This window comes from Variovorax sp. 679, from assembly GCF_003952185.1.
Classification (GTDB): domain Bacteria; phylum Pseudomonadota; class Gammaproteobacteria; order Burkholderiales; family Burkholderiaceae_C; genus Variovorax.
The window spans coordinates 287,338-310,709 of sequence record NZ_RXFS01000007.1; the positions used below are offsets into that span (position 1 = coordinate 287,338).

The following is a 23,372-nucleotide window of genomic DNA, read 5'->3' on the forward strand; positions in this document are numbered from 1 at the left end:
GCGCTACAGGAGCTGGGCCAGTCGACGGATCGCGCCGTCGATCTGCGACTCGCCGATGAGGCCGTAGCCGAAGGCCAGGCCGTTGGGCGCATCGGGTGCGCTCGACTCCGGCGCGTAGCGCGACAACGGCGGCAGCGTGATGCCCGCCGCGGCCGCGCGTTCCACCACGACGTGGTCGCGCGCACCACCGTGCAGCCATGTCGACAGATGCAGGCCCGCGCTCGAAGGAATCACTTCCAGCCGGCCCGCGCCGTGGCGCGCCAGCGCGTCGAGCAGTACGGTGCGCCGCGCGGCGTAGAGCTTGCGCATCTTGCGGATGTGGCGCGCCAGGTGGCCTTCGGCGATGAAGGCCGCGAGCGCCTCCTGCCCGAGCACCGGGCCGTGCCAGTCGGCCAGTTCTCGCGCGCGCACCAGCGCCGCGCGGGCCCAGGGCGGCGCCACCACGAAGCCCAGGCGCAGGGCGGGAAAGAGGCTCTTCGAGAAGGTGCCGATGTAGAAGACCGACTCGGCGCGGTCCAGCGTCTGCAGCGCGTCGAGCGGGCGGCCGGCGAAGCGGAACTCGCTGTCGTAGTCGTCCTCGACGACGACGGCATTGCGCTCCCGCGCGAAGGCCAGCAGCGCGGCGCGACGCTGCGGCGACATCGCCACGCCGGTCGGGAACTGGTGCGAGGGCGTCACGCACACCACGCGTGCCTCGGGCGGGATGCGGTCCACGCACAGGCCCTCGGCGTCGGTGGGCACCGTCACCACCCTCGCGCCGGCTGCCAGCATGGCCTCGCGCAGCGAGGGATAGAAAAGCTGCTCGACCACAACCACCGTGCGCCCCGGCACGACCAGGATGCGCGCGAGCAGCCCGAAGGCCTGCTGCGCGCCGGCCGTGACCACGATGTCGTCGGCGGTGCAGCCGACGGCGCGCGTGAACGACACATGCCCGGCGATCGCCTCGCGCAACGCGGCCTGGCCCTGCGGATCGGCGTAGTCGGCCGTCTGGCGCGCGATGCGGCGCAGTGCGCGGTCGCTCAGGCGGCGCCAGATGTCGAAGGGAAAGAGGCTCACGTCGGGCAGGCCGACGCGGAAGTCGTCGCGCGCGGGCTGCGGCTGCAGGGTGGGCGCGAGGTCGGCGCCCGGCACGCCCGGAGGCACCAGCCGGGGGTCGCGCCGGAGCGCCAGGAATTTCCTGGGTGCGCGGCCGCGCCTCGATGCCGGCAGCGTGTCGGCCACGTAGGTGCCGGCACCGGGGCGGGCCAGCAGGTAGCCCTCGCTCAGCAGCAGGTCGTAGGCCGCCAGCATGGTGTTGCGTGACACGCCCAGCCGCAGCGCCAGCGCTCGCGTGGCGGGCAGGCGGGCGCCGGGCTGCAGCCGGCCGTCGAGGATGGCGCCGCGCAGCTGGCGGTGCAGCTCGCGCAGCAGGTCGCGCGAGCCGGCGGGCGGCAGGCGGATGGCGAGTTCGAAAAGTGGCTCCATGAACTTCGCAGATTGTGGTTCTTTTGAAGAGCCAATTGCAAATCTATTCTGGAGGCATTGAACACACTTGCCACGGAGTCATCGATCATGAACAACACGGCTCTTTCCTCCACATCCCGGCCGGCCGAGCGCCTGCCGCTGAGCCTGGGCTGGCTCGCGCTGGGAGCCTTCGCCATCGGCACCGAAAGCTTCATGGTCGCGGGGCTGCTGCCGGTGCTGGCGGCCGACCTGCAGATCAGCGCCGCGCGGGCCGGGCAACTGGTGCTGCTGTTCGCACTGAGCTATGCCATCGGCTCGCCGGTGATGGCGGCGCTGCTGGCGCGCTTCGGGCGCCGGCAGCTGCTGATCGCCAGCCTCGCGGCCTTCTCGGGGCTCACGCTGGCGGCGTCGATGGCGCACGGCTTCATGCAGCTCGCACTGGCGCGCGTCACGCTGGGGCTGGTGGCCGGCGTGTTCCTGCCGACCGCGAGCGCGGTGGCGGCCGCGATGGTGTCGCCCGCGCTGCGCGGCCGGGCGCTGGCCATCGTGAGCGGCGGCGGCACGGTGGCGGTCGCGCTCGGCGTGCCGCTGGGCGCGTGGATCGCGGGCTGGGGTGGCTGGCGCACGGCCTACCTGCTGATCGCCGCTGTAGCCGCGCTCGCCACCTGGGGCCTCGCGCTCGGACTGCCGCGCGGGCTGGCGCAGGCACCGGCCGCCGAAAAGCAGGCGCCGGCCTTCGCCGTGGCCCGCGAACCGGGCGTGCTGCCAGGGCTGCTGATCTCCATGCTGTGGGCTACGGGCGGCTTCAGCTTCTACACCTACATCGCGCTCTTCCTGTCGAGCACGCTGGGCTTCGGCGCCGAGGGCGTGGGCGCGGTGTTCTTCGCCATCGGCGTGGCGGCGGCCATCGGCACCGCAGCCGGCGGCTGGGCCACCGACCGCTTCGGCGCCGACCGCATGGCGCAGGGCTTCGCGCTGATGCTGGTTCTGATCCTGGGCGGGCTCTCGCTCTCTGCGCAGATGCTGCCGCACGGGCTGGCGCTGCCGGCGATCGTGGGGCTGTCGGCGCTGTGGGGCTTCGCGGGCTGGGGTTTCGGGCCGGCGCAGGCGGTGCGGCTGATCCGCCTGGCGCCGGAACGCGCACCGATGACGCTGTCGCTCAACGCCTCGGCGATCTACCTCGGCATTGCGGCGGGCTCGGGACTGGGCGGTGTGGCGATCGGCCTGTTCGGTGTCGGCTCGGTGGGCTGGGTGGGCGCGGCCTGCCAGTTCACCGGATTGATGCTGTTGCTGCGCGCGGCGCGCAAGGCGCGGGTGGCGGGTGCGCCGCCGGCTGCAGCCGCCACCGCATGAATATCAGGCAAGACACTGCGTTTTTGATAGCAATCAATGCAACAGCCAAGGCCCTTCGGGGCCTTTTTCTTTGGGGTGTTGCTTTGAAGGCGGGCAACTGTCATGCCCCGCAAGCTATAATGTCGGGTTCGTTTCGATACCACGACGAAGAATTTCGTCAATACCGCCGGCCAACCTGCGCTGCCTTCGGATTCTCCAGGCCTCTCGCTCGCAAGCCGGCTTCACAGTGTGTTGGAGTGCCAGACCGGCGCCCATGATGGCCACCACTGCCTTCGTTCCTGTTGAAGCGAATAGCGCGTCCGTCTCGCGCTCCCGTACGCGGGCTGAAACAATCACACCCAATTCAATCTCCAACACACATCGAACGATTCAGAGGTAACCACAGATGCCCAAGGAAGAACTGATCGAAATGAACGGCGCAGTGACCGAAGTCCTGCCCGACTCGCGCTACCGCGTCACGCTGGACAACGGCCATCAGCTGATCGCCTACAGCGGCGGCAAGATGCGCAAGCATCACATCCGCATCCTGGCCGGCGACAAGGTGTCGCTCGAGCTCTCGCCCTACGACCTGACCAAGGGTCGCATCACCTTCCGTCACCTGGAACGTCGCGGCCCGCCGCCGACCAACTCCGGTTCCGGCGGCTCCGGCAACAACAACGCACCCCGCCGCTGATACCCGACCGACCGAAGGCCTTGCTGCGCTCACCAAGGGCGCCGCAAGGCCTTTGTCATTCGTGCGTCCCGCCGGCTCCCGCTGAACCATGACCACACCCGATTCCACCGCCGGCAACGGCTTCTCCGCTCTGGCGCTCTCGCCCCAGATGCTGGCCAACCTCACGCAGCTCGGCTACACGCAGATGACGCCGATCCAGGCGGCAGCGCTGCCGCCGGCGCTGCTCGGCAAGGACCTGATCGCGCAGGCCAAGACCGGCAGCGGCAAGACCGCCGCCTTCGCCCTTGCGCTGCTCTCCAACCTGAACCCCCGCCGCTTCGCCGTGCAGGCGATGGTGCTGTGCCCCACGCGCGAACTGGCCGACCAGGTCACGACCGAGATCCGCCGCCTCGCGCGCGCCGAGGAGAACATCAAGGTGGTCACGCTCTGCGGCGGCGTCGCGCTGCGCGGGCAGGTCGCCAGCCTGGAGCACGGCGCGCACATCGTGGTGGGCACGCCGGGGCGCATCATGGACCACCTCGAGCGCGAGAACCTGAACCTGGAAGCGCTCAACACGCTGGTGCTCGACGAAGCCGACCGCATGCTCGACATGGGCTTCTTCGACGACATCGTGAAGGTGGCGCGCCAGTGCCCCAAGGAACGCCAGACGCTGCTGTTCTCGGCGACGTACCCCGAGGGCATCGCGAAGCTCGCGCAGCAGTTCATGAAGAGCCCCGAGCAGATCACGGTGCAGGCCCAGCACGAGGGCAGCAAGATCCGCCAGCGCTGGTACCAGGTGAAGGACAGCGAGCGGCTGCACACCGTGAGCCTGCTGCTCGACCATTTCCGCCCCGTCAGCACGCTGGCCTTCTGCAACACCAAGCAGCAGTGCCGCGACCTCGTCGAGGTGCTGCAGGCCCAGGGCTTCAGCGCGCTGGCGCTGTTCGGCGAACTGGAGCAGCGCGAGCGCGACCAGGTGCTGGTGCAGTTCGCCAACCGCAGCTGCTCGGTGCTGGTAGCCACCGACGTGGCGGCGCGAGGGCTCGACATTGCGCAGCTGGAGGCGGTGATCAACGTCGACGTGACGCCCGATGCCGAAGTGCACATCCACCGCGTCGGCCGTACCGGCCGCGTGGGGCAGCAGGGCAGCTCGGAAGGCCTGGCGCTGAACCTGGCCAGCATGAACGAGATGGGCAGCGTCGGAAAGATCGAGCAGCTGCAGGGCCGCGAGTCGGAATGGCACGAGCTGGCCGAACTCACGCCGGGCAAGGGCGCGCCGCTGCAGCCGCCCATGGCCACGCTGCAGATCGTGGGCGGGCGCAAGGAGAAGATCCGCGCCGGCGACGTGCTGGGCGCGCTGACCGGCGACTGCGGCTATGCCAAGGAGCAGGTCGGCAAGATCAACGTCAACGAGTTCTCGACCTACGTGGCGGTGGACCGCGCCATCGCGGCGGAAGCCGTGCGCAAGCTGTCGGCCGGCCGCGTGAAGGGCAAGTCGGTCAAGGTGCGGCTGCTGGAGCAGTAGCCGCCTGCGGCGAGGCCGGCGCCACCGGCGAATCGAGCGCCGGGGCCGCACCTGCCGGCACCTCCTGCCGCGCCAGCTTCGCGGCCAGCCGGAACGCCACGATCACCGCCAGCAGCCCGAAGATCGACGAGCCCACGGCCTGCCCGATCAGCACGCCGGCCGCGCCGTAGTGCGAGCCCCACCACGCGAACGGAATCGTGCCCAGCGTGGCGCGCCCCCAGTTGAAGCCCGTCGACAGCAGCGGATGCCCGAGGTTGTTGAAAGAGGCGTTCGCCACGAACAACCCGCCCGCGAAGAAGAAGCTCGCGGCCAGCCAGCTGCAGAACAGCGAGATCAGCTCCGCCGCCTGCCCTTCGGCCGAGAACGCGCGGATCAGCACGCCCTGCCCGACCGCCAGCACCAGCCACGCCACGGCCACCGAGGCCACCATGAACAGCAGGCTGCCGCGCAGCCCCTCCTGCACGCGGCGGAACTGCCCCGCGCCCAGGTTCTGCGCGAGGATCGGCCCGACCGCACCGCTGAGCGCGTAGACCAGCCCGAAGGCCACCGGCGTCAGCCGGTCGATGGTGGCCGCGCCCGCCACCGCCGAGGGCCCGAACTGCGCGATCGAATGCGTGACGAAGGCCGCGCCCACCGGCGTCGCGAGATTCGTCAGCACCGCCGGCCCGGCCACCGTGCCGAGCGCGCGCGCATCGCCGGCCAGCCGCGAGGCATCGAAGCGCCCGAGCATGCGGTGTCTCACCGCCACGCCGTGCAGCCCGATGGCCGCGAGCACGATGCGCGAGACCACCGCGCTGATGGCCGCACCGTCGAGCCCCAGTCCGAAGCCGAAGATCAGGATCGGGTCGAGCACCGCCGTCACGAAGGCGCCTCCGAGCGTCACCGTCATCGAGCGGCGCGCATCGCCGATCGAACGCAGCAGCGCCGATGTCGCCATGCCGATGCCCAGCAGCGGCAGCGTGTGCACCGTCACCGAGAGATACCGATGCGCGAGCCGCGCGGTCTCGCCCTGGGCGCCGAGCGCCTGCAGCGCCGGATGCAGGAAGAACGCCGTGCCCGTGCCCGCCACCACCGACAGCGCCGTCATCAGCACGAGGCTCGAAGTGCCGATGCGCCGCGCATCTTCCATGCGCCCCGCACCCACCGTGCGCGACACCACCGCCGCGATGCCGATGGTCAGCCCGATGCACAGCGACGCATGGAAGAAGCCCACCACGCCCGCGAAGCCGACCGCCGCGGCGATCTCCTTTTCGCCGAGCAGCGAGATGTAGAACAGGTTGATGAGGTCGACCGCGAACACGGCGATCAGCCCGATGGCGCCGGTGCCCGCCATCACGCAGACGTGACGCAACAGCGAGCCCGAAACGAAGCGCGGACGCTCGGCACCGCCCGTTGTCCCCGTTATTGGCATATGAAATCCTCGAATGTGGCCTAATTGCAGGTTCGAACATCACTTTTACCCGAGCTTTTCATGCCCAAGACATTCCGTACCGAAGCCGAACGCGTTGCCACCCCGAAGCCGACGCCGCTGCCCGGCTACACCGTGCCTCGCTCCGGTGGCGGCCAGAAGGTCAGCCTCGAACGCGGCACCGCAACGCGCAGCAAGAAGAACCCCGGCAAGCGCGCCAAGAAGGGCGGCTGATCCGGCATCGGCCCCTGCAGGCTTCCCGAAGGAGCCACGACGAACGCGCCCCCGGGCGCGTTTTGTCATTGGGGCCGCGCGCTGACGAGCCCGCGATCGATGTCCGACGACAACCAGATCCTCATCCCGCCTTCGTTCCTCGCCGTCTACACCGACGCGCGGCAACGCCTGAGCGAGCCGATCGGCGTGGTGCGCGAGCGCTACGAGATCTGCGAAGACCTCGCCAGCCATCTCGTGGGCCATGCGCAGATCCAGCACCACACCGAGGTGCCGGTCGAGAGCGAGATCCTGCGGCGCATCCACGCCGGGCTGGCCACACCCGAATCGGGCGTGTCGGCGACCGAAGCCGAATGGGTCGTGCGGCGACTGGCCGAGCTGCTGGGCTGGGAAGACCCCGGTCCGGTGTCCGGTGCCGACTGAGCCCCAGCGGGAGCCGGCGATGCTGCTCAAGGTCGGGGAACTCGCCAGGCACACCGGCCTCACGGTGCGCACGCTGCATCACTACGACGCCATCGGCCTGCTGGCGCCCTCCGCGCGCTCCGAGGCCGGCTACCGGCTCTACGACGCGGCCGACGTCGCCCGGCTGCACGCCATCCAGGCGCTGCGCCTGCTGGGCCTGCCGCTGGCCGAGATAGGCACGCTGCTGGGCGCGGAGGGCGGTTCGATGCCCGCCATCATCGCGCGGCAGATCGAATCGCTCGACCAGCAGATCGCGCAGGCCACCGCCCTGCGCGAGCGGCTCGGCCTGCTGCAGCAGCGCCTGGACGAAGGCGCCCAGCCCGACATGAAGGACTGGCTGGACACGCTCGAGAAGATGACCACCTACGGGCGCTATTTCAGCCCCGCGGAGATCAGGTCGTTCATGGCCAACTGGAAGACCGTGGCCGACCGGTGGCCGCCGCTGGTGGCCGAGGTGGCCGCGCTGATGTCGCGCGGCGTGCCGGCCAACGCCCCCGAGGCGCAGCCGCTGGCCGCCCGCTGGATGACGCTGATGGGCCAGTGGATGGACGGCAGCTTCGACCTCATCACGCGCTGGGGCGAAATGTACCGGCGCGAGCCCGTGGCGCGCAGCGACGACGGGCCTCCCGCCGAACTGCTGGATTACATCGGCGAAGCCATCGGCATGCGCATGGCCGCACTGCTGCGCCACCTGACCACCGACGATCTCGCACAGCTGAGCCGCCCACCCGAAGACGAATGGCGGCTCCTGGCGGGCGAACTCGCCGCGCTGAAGGCGCGCGGCGTCCCGCCCGACGACGAGCGGGTGCAGGCCATCGCGCGCGAATGGGCGCGCCTGTTCGACGCCTTCACCGGCCACGACCCCGGCCTGGCAGCCCGCCTGATGCAGGCGATGAACGCGGAACCGGTGCTGCAGGCCGCCGCAGTGACCACGCCCGAAGTGCGCGACTACCTGCTGCGGGCCATGGCCGTGCTGCAGCAGAAAAATCCGCCGCCGACCGCCGCCAGCGCTTGACCCTGACGTTGCGTGAGGCCCGACAGTGGGCCGCATGAACAACGCACAACCCCTTTCGCAAAGGCTCCACGCGCTCGACAACCTCCGCGCCCTGATGATGTGGCTCGGCATCGTGCTGCACGTGGCGGTCAACCATCTCACGATCGAATCGCCGCTGCCTTGGCGCGATCCGAAGACATCGCCGGCGGCCGACCTGCTGGTGCTCTTCATCCACAGCTTCCGCATGCCGGTGTTCTTCCTGCTGGCCGGCTTCTTCGCCGCGCTGCTGGTCGAGCGGCGCGGCGCGAACGGCATGCTGAAGAACCGCGGCCTGCGGCTGGCGCTGCCTTTCGCGATCTTCTGGCCGCTGCTGTTCGCGGCGACCACCGTGCTGGCGATGGTCTACATCCATCTCACGGTGCGCGGCGTGCCGGGCATCGACCCCACGCTGACGCCAGCGCGGCAGCCCGGCGGATCGCCCTTCAACACCATGCACCTGTGGTTCCTCTACCAGCTGCTCTGGCTCTGCGTGCTGGCATGGGCCGCCGTGCGGCTGCAGCGCTTCGTGCCGGCGCGGATGCGCGATGCGCTGGCCCACGGCTTCACGACGCTGGCCGGGCGGCGCTGGGGGTTCGTGGTGCTCGCGCTGCCGCTGGCGGTCGTCGGCGCCTTCTATCCATCGGGCATGGTCACGGTGAGCGGTTCGTTCATGCCGCCGCTGGGCGAGTGGATTCAGAGCGGGCTGTTCTTCGCGGCCGGCTGGCACGTGCACGGCCAGCGGGAGCGGTTGCTGGCGCTCTTCGCGGCGCGCTGCTGGGGCTACGCCGCGGCCGGGCTGGTGCTCCTTGTTACGACGGTGATGCTTCTTGGCGCCTCGCGCGGCGCCGGTGCGCATCGCCTGCCGCATCCGGAGTTCTGGATCGCCCTCACCTACAACGCGACCGCATGGCTCTGGAGCCTGGCCCTCGTCGGCGCCTTCATGCGCTACCTGCCGCGCCAGAACGCCGTGCTGGCCTACCTGTCGCAAAGCGCGTACTGGGTGTACCTAATGCACATGCTCGGCACCATCGGCTTCGGCATCCTGCTGTTCGACGCGCCCGTCGGCGCGGTCGCGAAGATGGGCCTGAACATCGCGGCCACCTCGCTGGCGGCGCTCACCAGCTACCAGCTGCTGGTGCGCCACACCTTCGTGGGTGCGCTGCTGAACGGTCAGCGCGCGGAAAAGCGTTCGACCAGGAAATCGACGAAGGCGCGGGTCTTGGCCGCCAAGTGACGCGAGGGATAGACGGCATACACGGGCGTCTCGTCCGCCTCCCAGTCCTCGAGCACCGCCTGCAGCCGGCCCGAGGCCAGCTCGGCCTCGACGTAGATGCGCGGGATCAGGCTCAGGCCGAAGCCGGCGAGCAGCGCGTCGCGCACGGCGATGCTGGAGCTGACCTTGTAGCGCCCGTCGATGGGCACCGCCACACTGCGGCCGGCGCGCGTGAAGGTCCACTTGTTGGCATGGCCCGAGAGCGTGAACTGCACGCACTCGTGGGCCTTCAGGTCCTCGGGCTGCGCGGGCCGGCCGGCGGCGGCGAAGTAGGCGGGCGCGCCGCACAGCACGTGATGCATGGTCATGAGCTTGCGCGCGACGAGGCTCGAGTCCTCCAGCCGGTCGCTGCCGCGGATGGCGAGGTCGTAGCCCTCGCCGATGATGTCCGAGCGGGCGTCCTGCAGGTTCAGCTCCAGCCGCAGGTTCGGATAGCGGCCCATGAACTCGGGGATGGCCGGCGACAGCGAGGTCAGCGCGAAGGTCAGCGGCGCGCTCACGCGCAGCACGCCGCCGGGGCTGCTGCCCATGGGCGCCAGCGCCGCGTCGGCCTCGCCCAGTTCGTCGAGGATGCGCGACAGGCGCTCGAAGTAGGCCGCGCCCGCCTCGGTCAGGCTCATCTGCCGCGTGGTGCGGTTGATGAGCCGCACCTTCAGGTGCGCCTCCAGCTCCGCGACGTTCTTGCTGACGGCCGCGGCCGAGAGCCCCATCTGCCGCGCGGCGCCGGCGAAGCTGCCCGTGGCGGCGGCGGTGCGGAAGACTTTGAGGGCGGTGAGATGGTCCATGCCTGATTGACGACTGACGGTAAAGAATAAATTCATTATTCGGACATTCACAACCACCGGTCAACTCACTAGATTCGAGCCATGACCAGCCGCACCACCGACATCCTGCTCACCGCCGCCGCGCCCGCCATCTGGGGCAGCACCTACATCGTCACCACCGAGCTTCTGCCCGCGAACTACCCGCTGACCGTCGCGCTGCTGCGTGCGCTGCCCGCGGGCCTGCTGCTGCTAGCCATCGTGCGACAGCTGCCGGAGCGCGCGTGGTGGGGCCGCATCTTCATCCTGGGCGCGCTGAACTTCTCGCTGCTGTGGGCCATGCTGTTCCTCGCGGCGTACCGGCTGCCGGGCGGCGTGGCAGCCACCATCACCTCGGTGCAGCCGCTGCTGGTGGTGTTCCTGGCCAGCGTCTTCCTGGGCTCGCCGGTGCGCGCGCTGTCCGTGGCGGCGGCGGTGGTCGGCATTGGTGGTGTCGCGCTGCTGGTGCTGACGCCGAACGCGGCGCTCGACGCGCTCGGCATCGCGGCCGCCATTGCCGCAGCCGTATCGATGGCCTTCGGCACGGTGCTGAGCCGGCGCTGGCAGCCGCCGGTGTCGGCGCTGACCTTCACCGCATGGCAGCTCACCGCCGGCGGCCTGCTGCTGCTGCCGGTGGCGCTGCTGCTGGAACCGCCGCTGCCCGCGCTCACGCTGCACAACTGGATCGGCTTCGGCTGGCTGGGCCTCGTGGGCGCCGCGCTGACCTACATCGTGTGGTTCCGCGGCGTGGCCCGGCTGGAGCCTTCGACCATCGCGCCGCTGGCCTTCCTGAGCCCGGTGATGGCCGTGATCCTCGGCTGGGCGCTGCTGGGGCAGAGCCTGTCGACGTGGCAGGTGCTGGGCATCCTCATCGTGATCGCGAGCATCTGGCTGAGCCAGCATGCGCAGCGCGGCGGGCAACCGACGGCGAGACCCGCCGCCGCAATCGCGCGCTAGGCAGCAGCCAGCGCGGTGGCTCGCTTCAGCAGGCCCAGGTAGCCCGGCTGCACTTCCATGCGCGCGATGGCCTCCTGCCGCTGCAGCAGCCGGTGCGCCTTCGGCAGGGCCCAGCAGGGCAGGCTGGTGAACATGTGGTGCTCGCAGTGGTAGTTGACCCAGTAGGGCGCCACCAGCGTGCGTTCGAGCCAGCCCGCGCGCGTGGTGCGTGCCTGCCGCAGCGGATCGGGCTCGTTCTGCGCGACCAGCGCATGCTCCGCGATGTTGCGCACGCGGCTCACCAGCGGCAGCCAGGTCGCCATCGGCAGCAGCCACATCGAAAGCCAAGCCCACCAGTAGCCGGCGAGCGCGAAGGCCAGGAAGCCGAGGCCGTTGGCAACGAGGAAGCGCCGGTCCTTTGCGAGTTCGCGGCCGAACACCTTCAGCGCCGATTCACCCGGCGCACGCCTGCGGATGCCCACGGCGACATGCCCGAAGCGCTGCTTGTAGAAGGTCTGCCCGCTCAGGTCGCGCACCACCTTGCGCCACATCGAGGCGCGCGTGATCGGGAAGGGCGCCGAGAGCACGAGGTCGGGGTCTTCGTTCTGCTGCACGAAGCGGTGGTGCTGCAGGTGATAGGGCCGGTAGTCGCGCAGCGTCGACGAGCACAGCCAGTAGCCGACCCAGTCGTTGACCTTGCGGTTGCGATGCAGGGCCGCGTGCGCCGCATCGTGCATGAGGATGAAGAGCCCGAGCTGCCGGGCCCCGACGATGGGCACCACGAGCGGAATGGTCCACGGCCACACGATGCCGACGAGCATCGCGGCGCCGATCACGCCCCAGCAATGCAGCACCAGCCACAGGCCCTTCCACGACGAGCGCGCGGTGAGCGATTGCCACTCGTCGGTGGTGAAGAAGTCTTCGGGTTGGGCGCGGGGAGCGACGGCCATGCGGGCCAGTATGGCCCCCGCATGCCCCGGCGGGACAGCGGAATTCCCCGGGGTGCGGGGCGAGGACCTTCGACCTACTCGTCGCTACTCGCCGCTACTTGTCGATGATCTTGCGGGCGAAGACTTCGAGGTAGTCCATCAACCGTTCGGCGCCTGCGACGGCAGCGGCCTCGTCGCCCGTCGCGATGCCTTGCGCCAGTTCGAGGTGCGCGTTCGCGCCTTCGACGATCTCGCCCTCATGCTGGTACGCGTACCAGAAACGCCGGCATTGCACGATGGGCGGGATCACCGCGCGCACCGCGGAGTCGTTGTGGCTCGCCTGGTGATTGACGAGATCCAGCGCGTGGTCGGCGCGCATGTAGCCGGTGAGATCGCCACGGCCCGCCGCCTCGACCATCTGCTCCGCGCAGCGAACGATGTCGATGCGCTGCTGCGCGGTCGCGCGTCGCGCCGAGCAGGCGGCGATCAGCCGTTCGAGCACTCGCCGGGTCTGGATCACGTCGAGGTGGTCGGCCAGGTCGATGGCCGACACCAGAAGCCCGCGCCGCGGCTGCTGCACGATGAGGCCGATGGACACCATGCGCATCAGCGCCTCGCGCACCGGCGTGCGGCCCAGCCCCGTGCGCTCGGCGAGCTCGGCCTCGACGATCTGGCTGCCGGGCTGCAGCTGCATGGTCGACAGCAGCGTCTCGATGGCGTCGTAGGCCTCGTCGGCAGCGCGGCGCTTGGGCGGTGGACGGGAAGCGACGGGGTTCTTCGGGGAGGCCATGGTCTTGTTCTGCGGATGCGGCGGCGTCATTGTCGGGTGTCGGCGCCATCGCCAAGACCGGCAAGCGTCGCAATGCGCACCGGCGACAGCGGCGGGCGCGGCGCAGGCGGCGTCCACCCGAAGAGGAACTGCGCGGCGTCGCCGCAGACCCGCCCCTGGCAGGCGCCCATGCCGCAGCGGCGGTGCAGCTTGGCATCGGCCCAGCCGGTGCAGCCTTGCAGCGCGGAGAAGGGCACGTCCTCGCAGCGGCACACGAGCGTGTCGGGCTGCGGCATGGCCTTGATGCCGGGCGCCAGCGCGAAGCTGCGATGCAGCTGCGCGGCGAAGGCGTCCCAGCGGGCGCGCTCGCCTTCTTGCGCTTTCGCCGCATGCTCGTTGCCCACGGCTGCATGCCCGGCGATGGTGCCCTGCGCCAAAGCGCGCTCGCTGCCGCCGAAACCTGTGCACTCGCCCGCTGCGTAGACGCCCGCGATGCTCGTGGCCTGGAGCGCATCGACCCGCAAGCCCGCGGCCACCAGGGCACAGCCGAGCAAGCGGCCCAGCTGCGTGTTGGGCACGAGGCCGAACCCGCAGGCGATGCGGTCGCAGGCGATCTCGACCTCGCTGCCGCCTTGACGAAGGCGCGCCGACTCGACCTGCGTCGCGCCCTGCGCCGAGACGATGCACGACGAAGTGCGGTACTGCGGATCGGCAAGCGTCACAGCCTGCGCGGCCTTGCCCGGCCAGCGCGCAAGGCTGGCGCCGAAGCGTGCGACCGAGGCGAACGAGGCCTGCTCGGCGATGCGCAGCACCTTCGCACCAGCCGCGCGCGCCGTTGCTGCGGCGGCGAGCAGCAAGGGGCCGCTGCCCGCGATGACGATGCGCTCGCCTTCGACCGGCATGCCGGCCTTGACCAGCGCCTGCAGTCCGCCGGCGCCTGTCACGCCGGGCAGCGTCCAGCCGGGAAAGGGCAACAGCAGTTCGCGCGCGCCGGTGCAGAGGATGAGCTTGCCCCATCGCATGCGCGTGGCGCGCTCCGCGTCTTCGAGCAGCAGCTCGCCGGGCGACGGCACGGCGACGACGCGCGTGCCGCTGCGCACGCGGATGTTGGCGTGGCGCTCGAGCGCATCGCGCCACTTGCGCGCGGCGGGCGGCAGCTTCGCGCCGGGGCCGTCGCGCCAGATCTGTCCGCCGGGCGCGGGGTTGTCGTCGATCACGACGATCGATGCGCCGCTCGGCGCGGCCGCCACGGCAGCGGCCATGCCGGCCGGGCCTGCGCCGATGACCAGCACGTCGCAATGTTCCAGCGCAATGTCGCTCGTCATTCCGCCGTCTCCACGCGCATGCCTTCGGTGCAGACGGTCTGGCATGCGAGCCTGCGCCGGCCGTCGATCAGCACGCGGCACTCCTGGCACACGCCCATGCCGCAGAAGGGCGCGCGCGGCTGGCCCGTGACCGAGGTTCGGGCCACGCCCATGCCGCCGGCCACGCGCAGCGCGGCGGCAACCGAGCTGCCCGCCTTCACGCGGACCAGATGGCCATCGATGTTCAGCAGCGTGTGGCCGTTCATGTCAGCTCCCGCAGTCCGCGAGGCGCGTAGGGTGCCGCATCGAAATCGGGCGTCGCGCCGGTCATCAGCGCGGCGAGCAGGTGCGCGCTGCCCGGCGCTGTGGTCACGCCAAGGCCCTCGTGGCCGACGGCGAGCCAGAGCTTCTCGCGCCACGGGTGCTTGCCCAGCAGCGGCAGCCCGTCGGGCGAGGCCGCGCGCATGCCGGTCCACGAGCGCAGCGCGTTGAGGTTCGCGAGCCCCGGCAGGTAGTCCAGCGTGCGCTGGAGCATGCGCGCCAGCATCGGCGCCTCGACCGCCGGGTCGGTGGTGTCGAACTGGCGCGACGAGCCGACCAGCAGCTGCCCCGTGGGACGCGGCTGCACGTTGAAGGCGACCGAGTCGCCGTCGCTGTGGTGCGCGCTGGTCACGTAGCCGAGCTCGACGAGCTGGTGATGCACCGTGCCCGGATAACGGTCGGTGATGAGCAGGTGGCCCTTCTTCGGGCGTATCGGCAGCTCGGGACACAGCGCCGTCGCCTGGATGCCGTTGGCGAGGACGATCTGCGGCGCAGTGCGGCGAGTGCCGTCCGCGAGGCGCAGCGTGCCGTCGTCCTCGATGGCATCCACTTTCGCGTGCTCGACACGGATCGAATCCGCAGCCTGCGCGAGCAGCCAGCGCGCGGCGTTCGGCGCATAGAGGATGCCGTCGCCAGGCACTTCGAGCGCACCCGCGAGGCCCTTGCGCAAGGCGGGCTCCGCGCGCGCCAGTTCGCGCGCATCGAGCAGGCGGCTTTCGATGCCGTGCTCGCGAAGCCGCTGCTGCTTGCGCCCGGCCTCGGCCATCTCCTCGTCGTTCGCGGCGATCCACAGCGTGCCGCAGGCGCTGTATGCGCAGTCTTCGCTCATGCACGGCGCGAGTTCGCGCCACTGCGCGATCGAACGGCGGCTCAACTCCAGCTCGGCGGCGTTGTCGTCCATCACCACGAGGTGGCCCATGCCCGCGCCGGTCGCACCACCGATGCCCGCATCGAGCACCAGCACCTTCGCGCCCGCCCGCGCCAGCGCATGCGCGCACGCGGCGCCGACGATGCCGGCGCCGATGACGATGACGTCCGCGTCCATTCCGCCCGATGTCAGAGCCGGATGCCCCAGCCGAAGGGATCGGCGTCGTCGATCAGCAGCGTGGCCTCGGCGCTGATGTGCGCGCGGCCGCGCAGCGTGGGAATGACGCGGCCTTCGCCGTCCAGCGCGTAGCTCGCCTCGAAGACGCTGCCGATCACGCTGGCCTGCTTCCACACCTCGCCCGGCGCGAGCTTGCCGTCGGCCGCGAGGCAGGCGATCTTGGCGCTGGTGCCGGTGCCGCAGGGCGAGCGGTCGTAGGCGTTGCCGGGGCACAGCACGAAGTTGCGGCTGTCGGCGCCTTCACTGTCGTCGGCGAAGAGTTCGATGTGGTCGATCTCGGCGCCGTCCGCGCCGGTGATGCCTTGCGCCGCGAGCGCCTTGCGCAATGCGGCCGTGTAGTCGGTCAGCGCCGCGAGGTTGTCGCTCGCCACGCGCTGGCCGTGTTCGCTCACGAGGAAGAACCAGTTGCCGCCCCAGGCCACGTCACCGCGCACGGTGCCATGGCCCGGCAGCTCGACCGCCGCCTGCCGCAAGTGCCGGTAGGCCGGCACGTTGCGCACGCTCACCGAGCCGTCTTCATGCAGCGTGGTGGTCACGGTGCCAACGGGCGTCTCGATGCGGTGCTCGCCGATGCCGACGCGGCCCATGTGCGCAAGACTCGCGACCAGCCCGATGGTGCCGTGGCCGCACATGCCGAGGTAGCCGGCGTTGTTGAAGAAGACGACGCCCGCGGCCGCATCGGCGGAGACGGGCTCGCACAGCAGCGCACCCACCACCACGTCGCTGCCGCGCGGCTCCAGCACGGCTGCGGCGCGCCACTTGTCGTGCCGCTCGGCCAGCAGCGCGCGGCGCTCGGCCATGCTGCCCTTGCCCAGGTCGGGGAAGCCCCCGATCACCAGGCGCGTGGGCTCGCCGCCCGTGTGTGAGTCGATGACCTGGATGCGCTGCATGTTCTTCTTCGCTTCGGATCAGTAGCTTGCGATGGGCACGGGAGCCGCGTTCTTGAAGGTGAACACCGTGATCGGCGCCTGCTTCATGTTGCCCTTGTCGTCGTAGGCGTAGGTCGCGGCCACGCCCTTGTAGGTGCCCTTGTAGAGTTCGGCGCCGACCTTGTCGGGATCGATGGAGTTCGCCTTCTTCATCGACTCGCCGATGAAGAGCACCTGGTCGTAGTACGAAGCGGCGTAGGCGTCGGCATCGATGTTGAAGCGCTTCTTGAACTTCTCCTTGAACGCCGGGCCGCTCTGCGCCTTCTCGAGGATGGAGCCGCCCTGCGCGCAGAACACCAGGTCGTTGACCGCGTCGCCGCCGAGCTTGCCGGTGGCGGGGCTGCAGACGGTGTCGCCGCCCAGCAGCTTGCCGGGCACGGCCAGCTGCTTCATCTGGCGCGCCATGGGCGCGGCCTGCGGCGCGTAGCCGCCGAAGAAGATCGCCTCGGGCGCCTTGGCCTTCATGTTGGTCAGGATGGCGGTGAAGTCCACGGCCTTGTCGGTGGTGAACTCCTGGCCGACCACGGTCAGGCCCTGCTTCTTCGCTTCCTTGGTGAACTCCTCGGCGAGGCCCTGGCCGAAGGCGGTGCGGTCGTCGATGACGCCGACCTTCTTCACCTTCATCTCCTTGGCCGCATACACGGCCATGGCGCCGCCGATCTGGTTGTCGCTAGCGATGATGCGGTAGAGGTTCTTGTAGCCGCCCTGCGTGACCTTCGGGTTGGTGCCGACGGTCGAGACCATGGTGCCGCCGTCGCTGTAGATGCGCGAGGCCGGAATGGCCACGCCCGAGCAGTACGGGCCCATGACGAACTTGACGCCGTCGTCCACGAACTTCTGCGCCACGCTCACGCCGGTCTTGGCGTCGCACTGGTCGTCTTCCGAGACCATCTCAAACTTCAGCGTCTTGCCGCCGACCACGAGCTTCTTCGCGTTGAGCTCCTCGATGGCGAGGCGCACGCCGTTTTCATTGTCCTTGCCCGCGAAGGCATTGGGGCCCGAGAGCGGGCCGCTGTGGCCGATCTTGACCACCTGCTCCTGCGCATGCGCCTGGCCGGCGAGGGCCACGGCGGCGAGACCGAGAAACGAAACCATGCTTGCTTTTGTCTTCATGCTTCTTCCTAACGGGTTGGGGACGATGAAAAACACGCTGCCGGCGGCCGACGGGTAAGTCGGCGCCAGCGCGCCGTCGGTTTATTACATGACCGACTGATATTGAACAGGGCGTGTAGCGAGCGCCTTCTTCACGATGCCTTCGATGAATTCGCGCTCGGCGCCGATGAGCGGCAGGCGCGGGCGGCGCATGTGCTCGGTGCCCACGCCCACCAGCGCGTCGATGAGCTTGAGGTTCTGCACGAGCTTGGTCGACACGTCGAGGTGGAGCATCGGCGTCATCCACTGGTAGAGCTTGAGCGCCTCGGCGAACCTGCCGGCCTTCATCAGGTCGTAGAGCGCCACGGTCTCGCGCGGGAAGGCGCAGCCCACGCCGGCCAGCAGGCCGTCGCAGCCCAGCGCCAGGCCTTCGTAGGCGAGGTCGTCGACGCCGAGGAACAGCTGGTAGCGGTCGCCCACGGTGTTGCGCAGGTCTGTGATGCGGCGGATGTCGTCGGTGCTTTCCTTGATGGCGGCGATCCATTCGCAGTCGGCGAGCTCGACCATGTGCTGCGGCTTCAAGTCGACGCGGTAGGCGACCGGGTTGTTGTAGACCATGATGGGTTTCTGCGCCGCGTTGGCGATGGTGCGCACGTTGAGCATGGCTTCGCGCGCGTCGGCCACGTAGATCACCGAGGGCATCACCATGAAGCCGGCCACGCCGAGCTTGTTGGCGCCATCGACGTAGCGCAGTGCCTCGCGCGTGCTGGTCTCGGACACATTGGCCAGCACCGGGATGCGGCCGTCGGCCGCTTCCAGCGCGATCTTCGCGACCTGCAGCTTCTCCTCCAGCGTCAGCGTGCTGGCTTCGCCCAGCGAACCGCAGGTGACGAGGCCGTGGATGCCGTTGCGGATCTGGAAGTCGATGTGCCGGGCCGTGCCCTCTGCATCGATGCTCTCGTCGGCGTGGAACTTGGTGGTGACGGCGGGGAAGATGCCTTGCCAGCGGGGATTGCTCACTTGATCGCTCCTTTGGATATGCGGTGTGGAAGCGCCGCACTTTAAATATATTAAGGATATATCGTCAAGATATCCGTGGGGCAAGCGCTCTTCCGGGCCGGGTTCTTCTGTGATACCGACGGCGGAAAGCACCCGTCCGGCCCGAGGGCCTGACGGGTGCCGCGTCCTTTCTTACTTGTGCCCGTCCGCGGGCGTCAGCACGCCGCGCCGCAGCGTCACGGGCTTGCCGATGGGCGGCGCGGTCTTCGTCTCGACGGTGCGCAGCGTGCCGTTGTCCATGCGCACGCCAACCTCGTAGACCGTGACCGTGCGCACGTGCTTCTCGATGGCATTGCCGGCAAAGCCGCCACCGACCGCGCCCAGCACCGTGGTCGCGACGCGCCCGTTGCCATGGCCGAACTGGTTGCCGACGAGGCCGCCCACCACGCCGCCCGCGACCGCGCCCACGCCGGTGGTTTTCTGCGCGCGCTGCACGGGGCGGACCGATTCGACGCGACCACAGACCGCGCAAGGCGGCGGAGCGGGTTGCGCGGCGGCGACAGGTGCCGGCGCGGGCATCGCCTGAGCCGGCGTCTGAGGCATCGCGGGCTGGATGGGGGACGGGGCCGGCGCAACGTTCGGCGCACTGGCAGGCGCAGGTGCCGGCGCGACAGGCGGCGCCGGCATCGCCTCGGGCTTGAAATCGTCCGGGGCCTGGGGCGACGCGGCGGCGGCGACAGGCGGCGGCGCACTCGCAGCCGCATCCGGCCCCTGCTGCCGGTGCAGCAGCACCCCGCCCAGCGCCACCACGGCCACTGATAGAGCGCCGATCACTGCCCACAGCGCCTTGGGCGATCTGCTCACCGGCTGGCCCGGAGGCGGGTTGAATGGCGACGTCGGGTCCATGAAAAAGCTCCTTTCGCGGTCCGCGGCGGAATGCCCCGGAACCCACGAGGAAGCATGAACGCGGCCGGCGCGTTGTCAATTGACCGGCGTCCTACACGGGGCGCGGCAAGCCCCGGACCCTCTCAATCGATCTTCGCCCCCGAAGCCTTCACCACGGCGCCCATGGCATCCCAATCCGAACGCAGCAGCTTCTGGAATTCGTCGGCACTCTGGCTGCGCGGCTCCACGCCCAGGCGCTTGAAGCGCTCCTGGATCGCCGGATCGGCCAGCACCTTGTTGGCCGCGACATTGATGCGCTCCACCTCCGCCCTGGGCGTGCCGGCCGGCGCGAGCAGGCCGATCCACGAATCGAAGGCGTAGCCCGGCAGGCCGCTCTCGGCCACGGTCGGCAGCTTCGGCAGGAAGGGGCTGCGCGACTGGCCCGTGGAGGCCAGCAGCTTCACGCGCGCGTCGTCCTGGAAGCCGATCACGCCGATGCTCGACGAGATCACCGCCTGCACGCGGCCCGCGAGCACCTCGTTGACGGCCTCGCCGGTCGACTTGGTGGGGATGTGCGTCATCTGCAGCCCCGCCTTCGCGAGGAACGACGCCATCGCCAGGTGCGTGGCGCTGCCGTTGCCGGCCGAGGCGTAGTTGTACTTGCCGGGGTTGGCCTTGACCTCCTTGATGAAGTCGGCCGTGTTCGACACGCCCATGCCGCTCGCCACCGCCAGCACATAGCCCGCGTTGCCCACATTCGCCACGCCGACGAAATCCTTCAGCGGGTCGTAGCTCAGCTTGTTGTAGAGAAAGCCCGCGATGTTGTGGCTCGCGGCCGCGAGGATCAGCGTGTTGCCGTCGGCCGGCGCGCGCGCCACCAGGGCCGCGCCCACGGTGCCGCCCGCGCCCGCGCGGTTCTCGACGATGGCGCTGGCGTTCAGCGCCGCGCCCAGCTCGTTGTTGAAGGCGCGCGCCACCGTGTCCTGCACCGCCCCGGTGGCGAAGGGCACGACGATGTGGAGCACGCGCTGCTGCGCATGCACGGGCGCGAACGCGCAGAGCGCCGCAGCGGCGGCAAGCGCGCCGAGGGAACGTCGGGTGAACAGGGTCGAAGGCATCGTGGTGGCCGCTTTCTTCTTCATCATCAACAACAAAAGGAGGGAAGGCTTCAGGCGCCCGACGGCAGCCAGCGCTGCACCAGCTTCACGAAGTAGCTGGCACCGATCGGGATGATCTCGTCGTTGAAGTCGAACGAGGTGTTGTGGATGATGCAAGGGCCGGGCCCGTGGCCGTCGAGCCGGTGGTCGCCGTCGCCGTTGCCCAGGAAGGCGTAGCAGCCGGGCCGCGCGAGCAGCATGTGCGCGAAGTCCTCGGCGCCCATCACGGCGGGGAAGTCGTCGGTGACCATGTCGTCGCCCACCACCTCGCGCATCACGCCGGCAGCGAAGCGCGCCTCGGCCGGGTGGTTCACCGTCGGCGGCGAAGAGCGCCTGAAGAACACGTCGGCCGTGCAGCCGTGCGCCGCCGCCACGCCGGCCGCTACCTCGCGCAGGCGGGCTTCGAGCTTGTCGATGGCGTCGATGGAGAAGGTGCGGATGGTGCCGCCCACCGTGGCCACGTCGGGAATCACGTTGGGCGCGTCGGAGCCCTGCAGTTGGGTGACGGCAAGCAGTGCGCGCTCGGTGCTCGGAATGGTGCGCGCCACGATGGTCTGCAGCTGCTGCGCGAGCGTGACCACCGCCGCCACCGGGTCGATGCCCGTGTGCGGCATCGAGGCGTGCGTGCCGCGCCCGCGCACGGTGATCATGTAGGTGTTGCTCGAGGCCATCAGCGCGCCCTCGTTGAGCGCGAAGCGGCCGACGTCGCCCACCGGGAAGTTGTGCAGCCCGAAGACCGCGTCGCACGGGAAGCGCTCGAACAGGCCCTCGTCGATCATCTTCTTCGCACCGGCCTTGCCCATCTCCTCGGCGGGCTGGAAGATGAAATGCACGGTGCCGTCGAAGTCGTCGGGCCCCTGCTGCGACAGGTGCCAGGCGGCGGCCAGCAGCATGGTCGTGTGGCCGTCGTGGCCGCAGGCGTGCATGCGGCCGGGGTTCGTCGACTTGTGGGCGAACTCGTTGGCCTCGTGCAGCGGCAGCGCGTCCATGTCGGCGCGCAGGCCGATGGTGCGGCTGCCCGTGCCCTTGCGCAGCACGCCGACGAGCCCCGTCCCCGCGATGCCGCGGTGCACCTCGATGCCCCATTCCGTGAGCAGCTTCGCCACCTTCTCGGAGGTGCGGTGCTCCTCGAAACCGAGCTCGGGGTGTGCGTGGATGTCGCGTCGGATCTCGACGAAACGGGCGGCGTTGGCGACGAAGGAATCGGCGATGTTCATGGCGGGGGCTGCTGGCTGCGGAGTCGTTCGATGAAAAGAAGCGAACGATTCTGGCGCAGCCGCCCGCCGGGCGCACGCTGGATTACGCGAGCCGGCCTTCCTGCCGCAGCCTCGCGCCGATGCGCCGGATCTCGGCCTCGCCCTGGTCGAGGGTTGCCTTGCTCGTGTGCACCGAGTAGTGGCCCAACACCAGGTCGTACGGATGCTTCACGGCCGAGCCCAGCACGAAGGAGGTGTCGCCATGCGCGACGAAGTCGATGGCAGCGCCCGACTCCTCGAACACCGCGAGCTCGCCCGCGCCGATGGGGCCGCCCCTGTCGTCGCCTGTTTCGAGCGCGCCTTCGTTGACCGCGACCCAGCCCCCCGTGTGACCGACGGGCGGCACGTAGCTCCAGCGCTCGCCGTCCTTCAGCTGCACGGCCAGGTAGTTCATCGGGGAGGGCGCGGCGATCGGGCTCTGCGCCGAGCCGTAGCGCCCGAGCAGCACGCGCGCCGGGCCTTCCTTCGGCACCTGCGAGGGCGCGAGGTACATGCTCTGCGCCGGTGCGTTCTCTTCCGGGGCCGGCAGCGCCACCCACAGCTGGAAGCCGCGCACGCGCTCCACGCCCGGTGCGGGCGCGCCCGTGTGCCACACGCCGTTGCCGGCGCGCATCCACTCGACGCCGCCACCTTGCAGCCGGCCCTGCTCGCCGGTCGTGTCCTCGTAGAGCGTGTCGCCCTCCATCAGCCAGGTCAGCGTGGCGATGCCCGAGTGCGGGTGCAGGCCGAAGCCTCTGTGGCCGCCAGTGACGTCGAAGCCGAAGAGGTCGAGGAACACGAAGGGCTTGAGGAATTCGCCCAGGTCGCCGGGGCTCATCAGCCGCGTGATGCCGCCGTGGCGCGAGCCACGCGTGCGGTAGACGATGGCGCGGGCGGTTGTTTCGACAGCGGTGCTCATCATGCGGCCTCCCTCGCCCCCTTCAGCGCCTTGGTCCACCAGGCGATGTCGTCGAGCATGGCACCAGCGGCCTGCGCGAGGTGCGGGAAGTCGCCGAAGCTCTTGCCCTGCTGCCAGATGCCCAGGAACTCGACCATGCCGATGTGCACGGCGTTGCGCACCGGTGCCATCTGCATCTCGACCGCCACCAGCCGCAGTTGCTCGATCGCGCGGGCCGCGCCCACGCCGCCATAGCCCACGAAGCCGATCGGCTTGCGGATGAATTCCTTGTAGGCCCAGTCGATCGCGTTCTTCAGCACCGCGCTCGGGCCGTGGTTGTATTCGGGCGTGACGACGATCAGGCCGTCGAAAGTGGCCAGCTTCGCCTGCCAGCGCTGCGCGGCTTCGTTCTTCACCGGTCCCCAGGCCGGCGCGCCCGCCTCGTTGAAGAAAGGCAGCGGATGGTCGCGCAGGTCGACCAGCTCGAAGGCGAGGTCGGTGCGCTGCACGGCGATCTCGTGGATCCACTGCGCGGGCTTCTCGCCGAAGCGGCCTTCACGGGTGGAGCCGAGGATGATGCCGATGCGGGGTTGCTTTTGCTGGGTCATGGGGTACTCCGGAAAAAAGTTGGAA

General features: G+C 69.9%; 24 protein-coding genes. 8 read left to right on the forward strand and 16 right to left on the reverse strand.

What is annotated here, in order from left to right; all coding sequences use genetic code 11:
* Positions 1–3: 3 nt before the first annotated feature.
* A complete protein-coding gene (locus tag EJO71_RS19785; RefSeq protein ID WP_125950322.1) occupies positions 4–1,464 on the reverse strand; it encodes a PLP-dependent aminotransferase family protein in 1,461 nt (486 codons plus the stop codon).
* Positions 1,465–1,551: 87 nt separating this feature from the next.
* On the opposite strand from EJO71_RS19785, the gene EJO71_RS19790 reads away from it, so the two are divergent.
* The 3 genes from EJO71_RS19790 (at position 1,552) to dbpA (ending at position 4,973) form a co-directional block, all read left to right on the forward strand.
* Entirely contained in the window at positions 1,552–2,796 is a 1,245-nt protein-coding gene (locus tag EJO71_RS19790; RefSeq protein ID WP_125950321.1) for an MFS transporter, read from the forward strand.
* A 385-nt stretch (positions 2,797–3,181) separates the two neighbouring features.
* Positions 3,182–3,469, forward strand: coding sequence for a translation initiation factor IF-1 (infA, locus tag EJO71_RS19795; RefSeq protein ID WP_093195906.1), 288 nt, complete (start codon positions 3,182–3,184; stop codon positions 3,467–3,469).
* Positions 3,470–3,557: 88 nt separating this feature from the next.
* Positions 3,558–4,973, forward strand: a complete 1,416-nt coding sequence (dbpA, locus tag EJO71_RS19800) for an ATP-dependent RNA helicase DbpA (protein ID WP_125950320.1) — start codon at positions 3,558–3,560, stop codon at positions 4,971–4,973.
* On the opposite strand, the gene EJO71_RS19805 is transcribed toward dbpA, so the two are convergent.
* On the reverse strand, positions 4,948–6,384 hold the full coding sequence (locus tag EJO71_RS19805) for an MATE family efflux transporter (protein WP_125950319.1): 1,437 nt from the start codon (positions 6,382–6,384) through the stop codon (positions 4,948–4,950). The two genes, dbpA and EJO71_RS19805, sit on opposite strands and share 26 nt — an antisense overlap.
* Positions 6,385–6,444: 60 nt before the next feature.
* On the opposite strand from EJO71_RS19805, the gene EJO71_RS34390 reads away from it, so the two are divergent.
* The 4 genes from EJO71_RS34390 to EJO71_RS19820 all read left to right on the forward strand — a co-directional run bounded on the left by EJO71_RS34390 (position 6,445) and on the right by EJO71_RS19820 (position 9,341).
* Positions 6,445–6,615, forward strand: coding sequence for a hypothetical protein (locus EJO71_RS34390; protein WP_164546861.1), 171 nt, complete (start codon positions 6,445–6,447; stop codon positions 6,613–6,615).
* A gap of 99 nt (positions 6,616–6,714) precedes the next feature.
* The gene (locus EJO71_RS19810) at positions 6,715–7,035 is read left to right on the forward strand and encodes a hypothetical protein (protein ID WP_125950318.1); all 321 of its coding nucleotides are present in this window, start codon (positions 6,715–6,717) and stop codon (positions 7,033–7,035) included.
* 19 nt (positions 7,036–7,054) lie between these two features.
* Positions 7,055–8,089 (forward strand): MerR family transcriptional regulator, encoded by a 1,035-nt coding sequence (locus EJO71_RS19815; protein WP_125950317.1) that lies wholly within the window; start codon positions 7,055–7,057, stop codon positions 8,087–8,089.
* 34 nt (positions 8,090–8,123) lie between these two features.
* On the forward strand, positions 8,124–9,341 hold the full coding sequence (locus tag EJO71_RS19820) for an acyltransferase family protein (protein ID WP_125950316.1): 1,218 nt from the start codon (positions 8,124–8,126) through the stop codon (positions 9,339–9,341).
* Here EJO71_RS19820 and EJO71_RS19825 read toward each other — a convergent pair.
* A complete protein-coding gene (locus tag EJO71_RS19825; protein ID WP_125950315.1) occupies positions 9,278–10,165 on the reverse strand; it encodes a LysR family transcriptional regulator in 888 nt (295 codons plus the stop codon). The genes EJO71_RS19820 and EJO71_RS19825 overlap by 64 nt on opposite strands.
* 81 nt (positions 10,166–10,246) lie before the next feature.
* Between EJO71_RS19825 and EJO71_RS19830 the strand changes: the two genes are divergently transcribed.
* A complete protein-coding gene (locus EJO71_RS19830; RefSeq protein ID WP_125950314.1) occupies positions 10,247–11,137 on the forward strand; it encodes an EamA family transporter in 891 nt (296 codons plus the stop codon).
* On the opposite strand, the gene EJO71_RS19835 is transcribed toward EJO71_RS19830, so the two are convergent.
* The 13 genes from EJO71_RS19835 to EJO71_RS19895 all read right to left on the reverse strand — a co-directional run bounded on the left by EJO71_RS19835 (position 11,134) and on the right by EJO71_RS19895 (position 23,347).
* Entirely contained in the window at positions 11,134–12,066 is a 933-nt protein-coding gene (locus EJO71_RS19835) for a fatty acid desaturase family protein (protein WP_125950313.1), read from the reverse strand. The two genes, EJO71_RS19830 and EJO71_RS19835, sit on opposite strands and share 4 nt — an antisense overlap.
* Before the next feature lie 94 nt (positions 12,067–12,160).
* Positions 12,161–12,835, reverse strand: coding sequence for a GntR family transcriptional regulator (locus EJO71_RS19840; RefSeq protein ID WP_125950312.1), 675 nt, complete (start codon positions 12,833–12,835; stop codon positions 12,161–12,163).
* A 26-nt stretch (positions 12,836–12,861) separates the two neighbouring features.
* Complete coding sequence (locus EJO71_RS19845) at positions 12,862–14,139, reverse strand: FAD/NAD(P)-binding oxidoreductase (RefSeq protein WP_240651456.1); 1,278 nt, start codon at positions 14,137–14,139, stop codon at positions 12,862–12,864.
* Positions 14,136–14,384, reverse strand: coding sequence for a (2Fe-2S)-binding protein (locus tag EJO71_RS19850; RefSeq protein ID WP_125950310.1), 249 nt, complete (start codon positions 14,382–14,384; stop codon positions 14,136–14,138). The genes EJO71_RS19845 and EJO71_RS19850 overlap by 4 nt, the downstream gene beginning before the upstream one ends.
* Positions 14,381–15,484, reverse strand: coding sequence for an FAD-dependent oxidoreductase (locus EJO71_RS19855; protein ID WP_125950309.1), 1,104 nt, complete (start codon positions 15,482–15,484; stop codon positions 14,381–14,383). The genes EJO71_RS19850 and EJO71_RS19855 overlap by 4 nt, the downstream gene beginning before the upstream one ends.
* A gap of 11 nt (positions 15,485–15,495) precedes the next feature.
* Positions 15,496–16,434 (reverse strand): 4-hydroxyproline epimerase, encoded by a 939-nt coding sequence (locus EJO71_RS19860; protein ID WP_125950308.1) that lies wholly within the window; start codon positions 16,432–16,434, stop codon positions 15,496–15,498.
* Positions 16,435–16,452: 18 nt separating this feature from the next.
* Positions 16,453–17,586 (reverse strand): branched-chain amino acid ABC transporter substrate-binding protein, encoded by a 1,134-nt coding sequence (locus tag EJO71_RS19865; protein ID WP_125950307.1) that lies wholly within the window; start codon positions 17,584–17,586, stop codon positions 16,453–16,455.
* Positions 17,587–17,670: 84 nt separating this feature from the next.
* Complete coding sequence (locus tag EJO71_RS19870; protein ID WP_125950306.1) at positions 17,671–18,585, reverse strand: dihydrodipicolinate synthase family protein; 915 nt, start codon at positions 18,583–18,585, stop codon at positions 17,671–17,673.
* Between the two features lie 171 nt (positions 18,586–18,756).
* The gene (locus EJO71_RS19875; protein WP_125950305.1) at positions 18,757–19,470 is read right to left on the reverse strand and encodes a glycine zipper 2TM domain-containing protein; all 714 of its coding nucleotides are present in this window, start codon (positions 19,468–19,470) and stop codon (positions 18,757–18,759) included.
* 122 nt (positions 19,471–19,592) lie between these two features.
* Positions 19,593–20,567 (reverse strand): tripartite tricarboxylate transporter substrate-binding protein, encoded by a 975-nt coding sequence (locus EJO71_RS19880; RefSeq protein ID WP_240651455.1) that lies wholly within the window; start codon positions 20,565–20,567, stop codon positions 19,593–19,595.
* Positions 20,568–20,617: 50 nt separating this feature from the next.
* On the reverse strand, positions 20,618–21,823 hold the full coding sequence (locus EJO71_RS19885) for a M20 aminoacylase family protein (RefSeq protein ID WP_125950304.1): 1,206 nt from the start codon (positions 21,821–21,823) through the stop codon (positions 20,618–20,620).
* A gap of 82 nt (positions 21,824–21,905) precedes the next feature.
* Positions 21,906–22,760, reverse strand: a complete 855-nt coding sequence (locus tag EJO71_RS19890) for a pirin family protein (RefSeq protein ID WP_125950573.1) — start codon at positions 22,758–22,760, stop codon at positions 21,906–21,908.
* Positions 22,760–23,347 (reverse strand): NAD(P)H-dependent oxidoreductase, encoded by a 588-nt coding sequence (locus tag EJO71_RS19895; RefSeq protein ID WP_125950303.1) that lies wholly within the window; start codon positions 23,345–23,347, stop codon positions 22,760–22,762. The genes EJO71_RS19890 and EJO71_RS19895 overlap by 1 nt, the downstream gene beginning before the upstream one ends.
* Positions 23,348–23,372 lie beyond the last annotated feature (25 nt).

Coding starts and splice junctions, on each gene's coding strand:
- infA (WP_093195906.1), top strand. CDS start 3,182: ATGCCCAAGGAAGAACTGATCGAAATGAACGGCGCAGTGACCGAAGTC.
- EJO71_RS19815 (WP_125950317.1), top strand. CDS start 7,055: ATGCTGCTCAAGGTCGGGGAACTCGCCAGGCACACCGGCCTCACGGTG.
- EJO71_RS19840 (WP_125950312.1), bottom strand. CDS start 12,835: ATGGCCTCCCCGAAGAACCCCGTCGCTTCCCGTCCACCGCCCAAGCGC.
- EJO71_RS19880 (WP_240651455.1), bottom strand. CDS start 20,567: ATGCCTTCGACCCTGTTCACCCGACGTTCCCTCGGCGCGCTTGCCGCC.
- EJO71_RS19825 (WP_125950315.1), bottom strand. CDS start 10,165: ATGGACCATCTCACCGCCCTCAAAGTCTTCCGCACCGCCGCCGCCACG.
- EJO71_RS19820 (WP_125950316.1), top strand. CDS start 8,124: ATGAACAACGCACAACCCCTTTCGCAAAGGCTCCACGCGCTCGACAAC.
- EJO71_RS19885 (WP_125950304.1), bottom strand. CDS start 21,823: ATGAACATCGCCGATTCCTTCGTCGCCAACGCCGCCCGTTTCGTCGAG.
- EJO71_RS34390 (WP_164546861.1), top strand. CDS start 6,445: ATGCCCAAGACATTCCGTACCGAAGCCGAACGCGTTGCCACCCCGAAG.
- EJO71_RS19890 (WP_125950573.1), bottom strand. CDS start 22,760: ATGAGCACCGCTGTCGAAACAACCGCCCGCGCCATCGTCTACCGCACG.
- EJO71_RS19860 (WP_125950308.1), bottom strand. CDS start 16,434: ATGCAGCGCATCCAGGTCATCGACTCACACACGGGCGGCGAGCCCACG.
- EJO71_RS19855 (WP_125950309.1), bottom strand. CDS start 15,484: ATGGACGCGGACGTCATCGTCATCGGCGCCGGCATCGTCGGCGCCGCG.
- dbpA (WP_125950320.1), top strand. CDS start 3,558: ATGACCACACCCGATTCCACCGCCGGCAACGGCTTCTCCGCTCTGGCG.
- EJO71_RS19790 (WP_125950321.1), top strand. CDS start 1,552: ATGAACAACACGGCTCTTTCCTCCACATCCCGGCCGGCCGAGCGCCTG.
- EJO71_RS19805 (WP_125950319.1), bottom strand. CDS start 6,384: ATGCCAATAACGGGGACAACGGGCGGTGCCGAGCGTCCGCGCTTCGTT.
- EJO71_RS19875 (WP_125950305.1), bottom strand. CDS start 19,470: ATGGACCCGACGTCGCCATTCAACCCGCCTCCGGGCCAGCCGGTGAGC.
- EJO71_RS19845 (WP_240651456.1), bottom strand. CDS start 14,139: ATGACGAGCGACATTGCGCTGGAACATTGCGACGTGCTGGTCATCGGC.
- EJO71_RS19830 (WP_125950314.1), top strand. CDS start 10,247: ATGACCAGCCGCACCACCGACATCCTGCTCACCGCCGCCGCGCCCGCC.
- EJO71_RS19785 (WP_125950322.1), bottom strand. CDS start 1,464: ATGGAGCCACTTTTCGAACTCGCCATCCGCCTGCCGCCCGCCGGCTCG.
- EJO71_RS19810 (WP_125950318.1), top strand. CDS start 6,715: ATGTCCGACGACAACCAGATCCTCATCCCGCCTTCGTTCCTCGCCGTC.
- EJO71_RS19895 (WP_125950303.1), bottom strand. CDS start 23,347: ATGACCCAGCAAAAGCAACCCCGCATCGGCATCATCCTCGGCTCCACC.
- EJO71_RS19850 (WP_125950310.1), bottom strand. CDS start 14,384: ATGAACGGCCACACGCTGCTGAACATCGATGGCCATCTGGTCCGCGTG.
- EJO71_RS19835 (WP_125950313.1), bottom strand. CDS start 12,066: ATGGCCGTCGCTCCCCGCGCCCAACCCGAAGACTTCTTCACCACCGAC.
- EJO71_RS19865 (WP_125950307.1), bottom strand. CDS start 17,586: ATGAAGACAAAAGCAAGCATGGTTTCGTTTCTCGGTCTCGCCGCCGTG.